Source organism: Echinicola pacifica DSM 19836, from assembly GCF_000373245.1.
Classification (GTDB): domain Bacteria; phylum Bacteroidota; class Bacteroidia; order Cytophagales; family Cyclobacteriaceae; genus Echinicola; species Echinicola pacifica.
Window position 1 is genome coordinate 299,937 of the sequence record NZ_KB890750.1, and the last position, 11,744, is coordinate 311,680.

The 11,744-nt window shown below is 44.1% G+C and carries 6 protein-coding genes; all 6 read right to left on the bottom strand.

Annotated elements, in window-relative coordinates:
- Window positions 1–61: 61 nt before the first annotated feature.
- On the bottom strand, window positions 62–1,381 hold the full coding sequence (locus tag B050_RS0111890; RefSeq protein ID WP_018474144.1) for a Gfo/Idh/MocA family protein: 1,320 nt from the start codon (window positions 1,379–1,381) through the stop codon (window positions 62–64).
- 19 nt (window positions 1,382–1,400) lie between these two features.
- A complete protein-coding gene (locus tag B050_RS0111895; protein WP_018474145.1) occupies window positions 1,401–2,390 on the bottom strand; it encodes a formylglycine-generating enzyme family protein in 990 nt (329 codons plus the stop codon).
- 492 nt (window positions 2,391–2,882) lie between these two features.
- The gene (locus B050_RS0111900) at window positions 2,883–5,513 is read right to left on the bottom strand and encodes a glycoside hydrolase family 95 protein (RefSeq protein ID WP_018474146.1); all 2,631 of its coding nucleotides are present in this window, start codon (window positions 5,511–5,513) and stop codon (window positions 2,883–2,885) included.
- Between the two features lie 95 nt (window positions 5,514–5,608).
- Window positions 5,609–7,264 carry a RagB/SusD family nutrient uptake outer membrane protein gene (locus B050_RS0111905; protein ID WP_018474147.1) on the bottom strand — a complete coding sequence of 552 codons (1,656 nt, stop codon included), beginning with the start codon at window positions 7,262–7,264 and terminating at the stop codon, window positions 5,609–5,611.
- Between the two features lie 10 nt (window positions 7,265–7,274).
- Window positions 7,275–10,607: a TonB-dependent receptor gene (locus tag B050_RS22405; RefSeq protein ID WP_018474148.1), complete on the bottom strand. Its 3,333-nt coding sequence runs from the start codon at window positions 10,605–10,607 to the stop codon at window positions 7,275–7,277.
- 15 nt (window positions 10,608–10,622) lie between these two features.
- Window positions 10,623–11,690 (bottom strand): FecR family protein, encoded by a 1,068-nt coding sequence (locus B050_RS22925; protein WP_018474149.1) that lies wholly within the window; start codon window positions 11,688–11,690, stop codon window positions 10,623–10,625.
- Window positions 11,691–11,744: the final 54 nt, after the last annotated feature.

An 11,744-nucleotide genomic window follows, 5' to 3' on the forward strand; every position in this document is an offset into this window, starting at 1 on the left:
AACTAGAGCCTTTATCACCACTGACAGTGGGTGATAAGATCTAGTCACTGTAGGAATTTACTTAAGAAAGAACTTTTGTTTTTCCAGGTACAGCATGAGGATATAATCCATCTGCATTTGGCAATAACTTCGGCATAGCATCCCAAGCTAAGGTCTCCGGCATAAGGTCCACTTCAGAGTGGAAGGCATCATCCCAGCTTATTTCCTTACCGGAATAGGTAGCATCTCTACCTAGAATCGCCGTCATAGTACTCATCGCCGAGCGGGTAGCATCTTCGTATTTGTACTCCCCTTTCACGATGGCATCAAACAGCATATTATGTTCCTGCTGGTAAGGATTGATATCTCCTTCGCCATTGTGCTCATAGAGCGAGCTTCCATTGAGGCTAGTTAGTTTTCCCACATTACTGGCATTCATATAGGCCCGACCTTTGGTCCCGATGAAAGATTCATCCACCTTATTGAAAGCTCCGGGGAAGTGACGGCATTCGCTATCGATCACAGTACCATCAGCATAAGTAAGTCGTACGGTATGGTGATCAAAGATCTCTCCGGTGTCCAGGCCAGTCCTTACCATTCTGCCACCAGTGCCTTCTGCTTTCACAGGATAGCCACCTTTTACCCAGTTGGCAATATCAAGGTTGTGAACGTGCTGTTCGGTAATATGATCACCACATAGCCAGTTGAAATAATACCAGTTACGCATTTGGTATTCCATTTCTGTTTGGTCTGGAGTACGTGGTTTAGTCCACACTCCCCCACCATTCCAATAAACGTGGCCACCTACGATTTCGCCAATAGCCCCATCATGGATACGCTGAATGGTGTCTATATAATTATCCTGATATCTTCTTTGCAGCCCAACGACCACATTTAATTTCTTGGCTTTGGCCATTTCTGCTGCAGCGATGACCTTACGGATCCCATTGGCATCTGTGGCCACGGGTTTTTCCATAAATACATGCTTTCCTTGTCTTACTGCTTCCTCAAAGTGCATCGGTCTGAAACCCGGAGGAGTGGCCAATAATACCACATCAGCCTCTTTGATGGCATCTTTATAAGCGTCAAAACCTACAAACTTCTTATCTTCACTTACGACCACCTTTTCGGTGCCTATCTTCTTGGATAGCGCCTCATAGCTACTATCTAAACGATCGCGAAAGGCATCTGCCATTGCGACCAGCTTAATATTCTTATCAGTGCCAAAAGCCTGAAAAGCGGCTCCAGTACCTCTTCCGCCACAGCCAATCAAAGCTACCTTGATCTCATCACTTCCAGCAGCATAGGCGCCAGGAAGTGTAAATGGACTTACCATGGCTCCACCAGTAACCAAAGCGGTGGTTTTCAGAAAGTCACGTCGGTTGTTCTTTTTTAGGTTCATTGTAAATAGGTTTTATTAGTTAATAATCGTCAATAGGTTCTTGATTATAGTAAGCCATGATCTCCTCTTCTGAGGGAGTCTCCAATGGTCTTACCACCCTAATTCCCAGAAATGGAGCCTCAGGGAACCACCATCGGCTTTTGGGTATTTGAGGATCTATTTGTTTCCAATTAGGAGTAGAGGCAAATCGCGTTGCACTACGCAAATCCTCCGCATCACTCTTGAAGCTTCCTCCTCTCAATACGCGTGGATATAGCTCCTCTGTTTTCTCTTCTGGATTATCAAGTGTACCCTTCGCAGAAGGGTAATTGGCCAAATAGGCATCATTGGTCCACTCAATTACATTTCCATAAATATCATATAAACCCCAGGGATTGGCTTTCTTCTCTCCTATCTTATGGGTGGTTTTTTCACTATTATCTGCATACCAAGCGTATTCCTCCAGCTGCGCTGCATCATCTCCGAAAAAATAAGCGGCCTCAGATCCTGCACGGGCAGCGTATTCCCATTCCGCTTCCGTAGGAAGGCGATAGAATACACCTGTTTTGGTGTAAAGCCATTTGCAAAACTGTATGGCACCATATTGGGTCATGCCTACAGCCGGCATCTCTTCCTTACCCATGCCAAAGGTCATATCCAAATACGGCGTGCTTGGTCGGGTGAGACCATCCACCTCTGGCGGAAGGGGCTTCTCCATCACCGAAGCTTCAAAATTCTTATTCAAAAACAATTCAAATATATCCCAGGTAATTTCATGTGTGCCCATCCAAAAAGCATCCAATTTCACCTCCCTAACAGGTCCTTCATCGGATCGGTGTGAGGGACTGCTCTCAGCGCTTCCCATCTTAAAACTTCCTGCGGGAATCGGACTTAAGCCAAAGTATAAATCAGTATCAGGAATCTTCTGGTCATAAGCCTTAAAATCGACAGTATCATTGCGGGGTTGTGGGGCTGAGGTCATGGCACCAGTTAGGAAAACTGTTGCGATCACCAACTTATTTATAAACATACTCTACTTTGGGTTATAATTTATTTCGACCCAATATAGCAACTATTTCAACAAGTCTTTAGCCGATTATGTAAATTATGAAAAAAAATAGCTTCACTTTTCTTTCATAAAACTAAATTTGTCCACTCAATGAAAGTTATTGAAAGTATTCACTCTATAATCGCTTCCTTATATCCAAGCTTTGGGTTCAGGGAATGAATTTGGGAAATCGACCTTTAAGCAGAATTTAAATCGGTTGCGGTGAAGGCTCTATCCGAAGGTAATAGAGAAGTGATCTGTTCTATTCAAAGAAAATTTGCTCAGCACTATTCATCCTATTTTTTTCTTTTTCCTGACTATAAAATTCATTTCTAACACCATAATATTCTACTGAACTAGAAAAAATAAAGGTGGATCCCGACTTTTAAAGTCAGGATCCACCCTAAATCTTTCACTTTGCCGAGCTAAGGGAATCCCCTATTTCAGGCTATAGCTATCTCCGTTTCTATTTCATTATTTCTTAGTAAATACAACCTCCTGCCCGGGACTGGTTTCGATATAATAGACAAAATAGTCAGGATTTACCAGTTTCGGGAATTCCCCATCAAAATGGCTAAGGTGCTCACCTGGTTGAATAGGCATCATTAGCTCATTTTCGCCATCCGTCAGCAGTTTCACCTCTCCCTCAAAGGTCAATTCCGTAAGGGAGCGCAGTGGGAGTATCCCGCCTTTAGAGGAGATTACCGTTCCTTTTTCCAGCTTGTTTCCGTCCCAAGCAAGGCTCACCTCAAAGCCACCACGGCCTTTTAGACCAGAGAACTTACCGTCTTTCCATACCTTCGGTAAGGCTGGCAATAAGGTCAGGAATCCATCATGACTTTGCAGCAGCATCTCCCCGATGCCAGCGGTAGCGCCAAAATTGCCGTCAATCTGGAAAGGTGGGTGCGCATCAAAAAGATTGGCATAGGTCCCACTAGTTTGGGTTCCCTTCTCCCCTTTTCGCACCAGATGCAGTAGGTTGGTTAACAGCTCTAAGGACATATCTCCTTCATTTAACCGCGCCCATACATTTACTTTCCATCCCATGGACCAGCCAGTAGCTTGATTTCCTCTTCGCTCCATGGTCCTCTTTACGGAGGCAGCCAATTCTGGATTACTAGTGATATTCATCTGATTGCCCGGATGTAAGGGATAGAGATGAGAGATATGTCGGTGAGACGGCTCATTCTCCTCAAAATCCATTTGCCACTCTTGCAGCTGCCCATATTTCCCGATTTGATAGGGTAATAATTGTGATAACTTTTGGCTAATCTCCTCCTTGATATCCGTATTATATCCTAATAATTCGGTGGCTTCCAGGTACCTGGTGAAAGACTCCTTTATAATGGCCATATCCATGGTTGGGCCAGGGCTCTGCGTAGAAAATTCATTATCTCTATAGATAAAGGTGTTTTCGGGACTATGTCCCACAGGCGTCACGAGATAGCCCTCGGCATTGGGAATGAGCCAATCCTTATAAAACAGTACCGCTCCCTCCAATAATGGGAAGATTTCTGTTCTCAGAAATTCCTCATCACCAGTAAATAAATACCGCTCCCACATATGACTCATCAGCCAACCTGCCACCATAGGCCAAAATGAGCAGGCACAAAAATCTACCGGTTCTGCATGTCTCCAAATCGTCATATTATGATTGGCCATCCAGCCCTGCTGACCAAATAGCTGTCGAGAACTCTCTTCCCCATTCACCGCCAACTCCTTGATGGCCGTAAATAAAGGCTCATGGCATTCCGATAGGTTCGTCAGCTCCGTAGGCCAATAGTTCATCTGTAAATTAATATTCATCGTATAGGCACTGGCCCAAGGTGGAATAACCTTATCATTCCAGATTCCCTGAAGATTCAGTGGCTGCCCTCCCGGACGTGACCCGGAGATCATTAGGTATCTCCCAAACTGGAAATATAAGCCGACCAAAGACTGGTCTTTTCCATTTTCAAAGAATTTTATCCTTTGATCGGTAGGAAGGGATGATTGCTTAGTAGGCTCATCGATTATTAACTTGGCCCTAGAAAATAAGGCCTGATAATCATCAACATGCGTATTGAGTAATTCATCATAAGACTTATTGGCCACTTTCATAAGCTGCTGCTTCACCTTGGCCACCTGATCTGCCCCTTCAAAGGCCGGAGACTTATCGAAACCATTATAGCTCGTCGCTGCTGACAATACAAAAATCACCTCATCAGCCTCTTTTACTTTCACCATTTCGTCGGAAATATCAGTTTGGCCGCCCTTATTCCGAGTTACCACCCGAGTATCAAATGCCATCCCCAAACCAAACACATCCTCATCATACATTACCTGGCTAGCTCCTGGGAGTACATTTCCTTCCAAGTCAAAAATCTCCGGATACTTATACTGATCACCAGCCGCAGTGACCTGGTTTAGAGTCCGTCTCAAGGCTATTCCTGGCGCCTTACCCTTTAGCACCAGTTGGTCCTGATCTGCCAGCAACTGCTGTGTAGGCTCGTGGATGGTGGAAAGATGCAAATTACAATTGATCGCCCCAGGCTGGTCGGCAGTTACTCTTACCACCATGATATGATCGGGATAACTCGCAAAGTACTCTCTCTTATACCTTACCTTGCCCACCTTATAGCTAATAGTCACCAGGGACTTACTTAGATCAAGTGTCCTCTCATAATCTTCGACAGGCTCTTTATGGTCAAAATCCAGCCATACATCACCCATAGGTTGGAAGCACTGCTGAGCTCTGCCGAGCCAGTCTTTTTGGATCATTTTCTGAGCATCTCCATACTCTCCAGCTTCCAGAAGTGCTAGGACCTGAGGATACTGCTTACGGATATTGATACTTTTGAAGGTGTGATCAGGGTCCCCGGAATATAAGGTGCCTTCATTTAGCTGGATACGCTCATGCTTAGGATCGCCAAATACCATTGCTCCCATATAGCCATTGCCAATGGGAATCGCCTCCGTCCACTCCACCGCGGGCTTATCATACCAGACCTTCAAGTCTTGGTCCTCTAAGGCGATATTCAACTGATCCTGCGAAAAAGCCGGGCTAACCATCAGACAGGCACCTATAAAGGCTGCCGTCCTAATTATCTTTCTTTTAATTTTCATTTTTAGGAATTTATGATTCACCTAAAGGAGAAAAGCTGAGTAGGATACAAATCGTTAAATCTCAGCTTTTCCCTTTAAGGTTTTATAATTTTATGCTAAAAATATCCGGGGTTCTGAACAAGCTTCACCTCCGTATTCGTTTCTATCTCCCTAAAAGGAATAGGCCATACACTTTGGTGATCGGCAATTCTATCTCCCGTCACCGGATTGTACTGCTTTACCCTCTCGATAAACTTCCCAGTTCTCATTAAAGTAAATACCCGCAATTCCTCCCAGGCCAATTCTCTGGACCGCTCATCCAAAATATAATCCATATCCACCTCGGCGGCAGAAATTAGGGGGGCACTGGAGCGATCTCTGACCACATTAATATCTGCGGCCGCACTTCCCGGATCTCCATTAAGGAAATGGGCTTCTGCCCTCAATAGATATGTCTCCGCTAATCTAAAGATGTATTGGTCAGTAAGCATATTATTGGAAGAATTATTTAGCAAACCCGTTTCTGGATTGAGGACAAATTCGTCTGGGAAATTATTGACTGGAGCAATCTTGGTAAAAATCACGTTCCACCAGCGATCCAAAATATTAGGAAAATCATCAATGGCACCACTTTCAACTATCTTTTGACCATAGAATGCTGAGTTCGGGTTATTGGCTACGATATCCCTCAAAATATTATTGTCTGAGGTTCGAATGTCATTTTCGGCATTCTCCCAGATGACGTCTCTGGCATATAGCGTGGGTGCATACCAGCCGATACCCCGGCCACCGTACGCATTACTTGGGCCAATGAAGAGGTTTTCATCATCAGCACCTTTCAGCTGCCAGTACATTGGAATCAGGAATCTCGGCCAGGGATTGTCAGCGCCTCCCCCATCTACCAGGTATTCGAATTGTCTCACCCATAAAGACTCTCTATTTCCACTGCTTCGATTTTGATTGTTGCGGCGAAACAGATCCCAATAGACGTCACCTTGCTCTGTCATGCGGGATCCAAATCTATTTTTCATCAGCTCATAATTTGGATTATTAATCACTTCATTTGCTGCAGAAATAGCGGAGCTATAGTCCCCTTTAATGATATAAACCTCGGTGAGAAGGTGGTTTGCCACCGCTTTGGTCAACCGACCGTCTTCTTTAAGCTCGGTGACTTCTGGAAGGTTTTCCACAGCAAATTGTAAATCAGAGAGCGCCTGATCGATCACCGCATCCTTAGAGGCTCTTTCAAAATCTCTCCTAGGGGTGGTGGTTTCCTCCAGCACTATCGGTACCCCACCATAAAACACGGCCAGTGTACGGTAAGCTAGGGCTCTAAAAAACATCGCTTCAGCCTTAAAGCCATTTCTCTGCTCTTCGGAGTCAAATACCAATGAAGGGTCGTCAATTCTTCCCAAAACTACATTGGCGTCGAATATCATCCGATAGAGATTGGTCCATAAGTCCTGAACCACGTTAGTAGTTGGCGTCATCTTATCCTCATAAAGATTCAAGTCATGGGTGACGTCAATCGCATCCCAAACCATATCTGAAGGGTAATGCATTGCCCTTCCCGCATTGCTATTGATATTTAGTAGCGTGGGGAATACATTTTTATAAATTCTGGCTATCGCCGAATTGAAGTCAGAGGGCTTCGAAAATGAATTACCTGGTGTATAAAAATCCAGCGGCTCTTCCTGCAACCAGTCATTTTCATTACATGATAGGCAGCTCAGTAAGCAGACTGACAATACTATTTTATATATATTTTTCATGATTTTCGGATTAAAATTCAATATTTAAACCAACAGTATAACTTCTCATTAGAGGAACACCTGATTCCAGGCCAAGTCCAGTTTCTGGATCCCAACCTTCCCATTTGGTCAGAGTCGCGAGGTTTTTGCCACTCAAGTTGACTTTCAGATTGGCTATTTTGAGTCGCTCCAATAAGGCGGAGGAGAAGGTATAAGCGATAGACAAATCTTGAAGTCTCACAAAATTCCTTTGGTCATAAGGTCTTCCCACAAAACTCGATGGAGTATCAAGTCTTCGGTATTTTGCATTTGGATTTTCGGGCATCCAATAATCAAAGGCCATGGCATTGGAGTAAGAAAGTTGATCCTTCTTAAACAAATCCCCATCCTGATAAGGGCTTCCATCTGCATAATAGAAGTCTCTTCCTCCCTGAATGGAATTCACAAATACATACAGTGAAAAGTTCTTATACCTGAGGGTATTGCTGATACCAAACAGGTAAGAAGGATCTGTATTTCCAATGATTTTCCGATCATCAGGAGAGATTATCCCGTCGCCATTGGCATCATCTAGCTTATAGGTTCCCGGGAAGAAGCCTGTAGGCACTTCATCTTCTAATTGCCACATTCCCGTCACTTCATAGTCATAAATGACGCTTTGAGGATGGCCAATGAATAATTTATTGGTTACAATATCATCTTCCTTCCCATCGTCATTATTATCAGCGCCAAGGATAGAGACGATTTCGTTTCTATTTCGGGAGAAATTAAACCCTGTCTCTAAGCTGAGGTCTGTAGTTTGGATGATTCTTCCATTTAGGGATAATTCCACTCCGTGATTCTTCACTTTACCGATATTGGTCGCAATACTGGAGAAACCGGTAAGCTCAGGGATTTGGATATTGTACAGAATATTCTCTGTATTATTTCGATAGTATTCCACATTACCATAAAGCCTGGAGCCAATAAGTTCAAAATCCACCCCAAGGTTAAGGCCTATTGTGGTTTCCCATTTCAAATCGTCGTTTGCCATAGATGAGATCCACTGGCCGATGGTCGCATTGCCCCCATCACCAAAGACCACACTCTGCTCAGAACCCATTCTTGCGAGTGTTTGATACCTTGATAGTCCTCTTCTACCTGTCTTGCCATAAGAGCCTCTAAGCTTAAGGAAATCTACACCGCTATTACTCATAAAATCCTCCTCACTCATTACCCATCCCAGCGCTACCGAAGGGAAAACCCCAATCTTACTATTCGAACCAAAACCCGAGAATCCATCCCTACGCACCGTAGCGGTAATCATATACTTATCTTTCAGTGTATAGATGGCTCTCCCCATGGTATATAAACTGGTTTCTTTCTCCGCTCCTGAAGAGATGGCGTTAAGCGTTGGATTTCCCGCATCCATCTTATTAAATCCTAGCGTGGGGTTTACAAAATCCTGCGCAGAGGACTTGGTGTTGCTCGTCCGGATACTCTCCACTCCATATAAGAAGGTCAGGTTAATCCGGTGGTCACTATTAAAGGATTTCTTATAAGTGAAAATATTATCCACGATATAACTGTACAGATTATCAGTGTTCTTATAAGCGCTTCCAGTATAATTGGCTCCCCAGGGGTTAAATTGGTTATGGTTGTTTTGAATATAATTATTACCGAAATTCAACCGGTAATTAAACCCTTCCACAAATGGCAGCTGCACATCAAAGTGGAAATTGCCGAATAGGTTTAGTCTTTTTTCCTCATCATCTATCTGATATTGCAGGAATGGGTTGAGACTTAATCCATTTGGCTCCAAAATATAATCTCCATTTTCATCATATATTGGCGCAAATGGCTGCAGGTGAAAAGCGGTGTTTACCGTAGGCGAAACACCCGAATAATCACTCGTGGTAAGGAAGGTCTCCATTCCAAACTTCAACCAATCGGTGATCTTCGTATCCATATTGAAATTTAAACTCAGGCGTTTATAATCATCATTTTTCACGAAGCCCTTTTGATCCAAAATGCCTGCTGAAACAAAGTATCCGGAATTTTCCGACCTTCCTCTGATACTTATATCCTGTTTATTGATACTTCCATTTCCAGTGAGCATTCCCCACCAGTCATTGTCCAGATTATTTTGATAACCCTCGGTGATTTGAAGGGTTTTTAGAAACGGAGTAACCGAAAATGCAGGGTTATCCTCGAGGTAATCCGGGCCGATACGACTATCTGTCCAATACACATCATTCAAAAAGGCCTTACTATCGGCGGTATTAAAAGGCTCCAAGGTGTTGGCCGGCACCTGCACCGAATATTGACCTGAATAGCTGATAATAGGTTTTCCTTCCTGCTGACCTTTCTTGGTGGAGATCAGTATGACGCCATTGGAGGCTTGAGAGCCATACACCGCCGCCGCACTTCCATCCTTCAATATCTCTATGGATTCCACATTCGAAGGATTGATATCGACCATACTGCCACGGTAGATGATACCGTCCAGCACGATCAGCGGAGAATTGTCGGCTGAGGTACCAGACAGGGTGTTTTGACCTCTAATGTCTATTCTTGGGTTGGCACCAGAGCTGGTAGTCGCACCTATACTAAGTCCAGGTACTCTGCCTTGCAAAGATTGCATAAGGTTTACATTAGATAGTTCCTCTTGCTGCTCCACTCCTACACTCACCACCGCGCCGGTAAGATCTCTCTTCTCCACCGCTCCATAGCCGATCACCACCACTTCCTGTAAGGATTGGGTATCCAAGGCCATGATAACTTCCAGTGTGGCCTTTCCGTCTAGACTGATCTCCTGACGGCTGTAGCCAATATATGAGAATACTAAAACCGCATCCTCAGGAACCCCGTCGATGGTAAAATTGCCATTGAGGTCCGTGACCGTCCCAAGAGTGGATCCTTTTACCAAAATACTTACCCCTGGAATAGGATCATTATTGGAGTCTTTCACGATGCCTTCCACCGTCAAGGCAATATCCACCTCCTTGCTTCTGTCACCTATTGATGACTTGCGTACGCTTATCCGGTCGTTTACCTGCCGGAAGCGTAGATGATAGGTAGCGGCTAATTCATAGAGAACTTTCTCTAAGGTCTGATCATTCGCCTTGATCTCCACCGTCGGAAAATCTCGGAGTAGCTCCTCTTCATAGAAAAAGCTAAAGGATGACTGCTCGCCAATCTTATCAAAAACCTGTGTCAATTGGCTATTCCTAAGATCCAAACTTACCAGCACTTTGGATATATCATATTGCCTTTGTACTTCAAGGACCTCGGCTCTTAGCGGCATACTGCCCGCCACCTGAATCATCAGGATCAATAGGAGTAGTCTTCCTATTATTTTGGGAATGGGTATTATTGTTTTCATATTCGGTTATTTTGGTTATGGTGAATTGTTAAATTTTATGACTATCTCATGGTCGTCTATCGAAAAGGTGAAGTCCAGAGAATACTTCATCGTTTCCAGGACATTCTTTAAACTTTCTTGCTTGAATTCTCCATTGATTACCGGTGAGGACTTCCCCTTGCCCAGTACCTTAATTTGTACTCCGTACCATCTCTCGAGCTCTATGATCACTTTATCAAAGGGCGTTTTATCAAAAAATAGTGTCCCTCGAGTCCATTCATATTGTTTCAGGTTCTTCTCTTTCTTAGAGGTTAGCCTCTCCTTCTTACTCAAATAAGCCACCTGACCAGGTACGAGCTGAACCGAATCATTCTCCTGACCCTCGTTTTCCTTCGCTACAAGCACGGATCCTGTGGCCAGGAATACGGTCATAGGGCTATTGGGATAGGCATTTATATTGAATGAGGTTCCCAGGGCGGTGGTACTTAGGCTACCTGTCTGTACCGTAAAGGGGCAATATGGATCCTTCTCCACCTCAAAAAACGCCTCTCCACTCAGAATCAACGCCCGCTGATCCTTGCCAAAACCATTTCTATCATACCGTAATTCGCTATCCGCATTTAGGATTACCGTACTGCCATCTGGCAGATACAACTTCGATTTCTGCCCCTTAGCGTTTTTTCTGATTACCCAATCCGCAACCGGTGGGACAGGATTAGGGCTGTCGATTTTTTCATTCACTTTCCAGAAGGAAATCGATGCTAGAAATAAGGCGAGGACTGCTGCTATTTTTAGGTAGATACGTAGGGGGAATCTTCTCCGCTTTGCTTGAGGCTTTGCGGAATCAGGCTTGCTTTCAGTGGCAATGGTTTCATTAATCCTTGCAAGAATAGCATCCTTTCTGATAGGAGCAATCGGCTGAGTATCGTGCTTCAACTGTTCCAGGATGGCCTTGGCTTCTATTACTAAATCCTGTTTTTCAGGATGCTCTTTTTGCCACTGGCTCCAAAAAATATTCAAATGCGCAGGATCATCCTCCAGCACCCATGCTCTGAAGTCTGCATCCTCAAATAAGTCGGAAAGGGTATTTATATGATCTTTCAATTCTTGCCTCTTTATTATATAGAGGAAGCGCTTAAGGAGATCTAACAAAAAAAA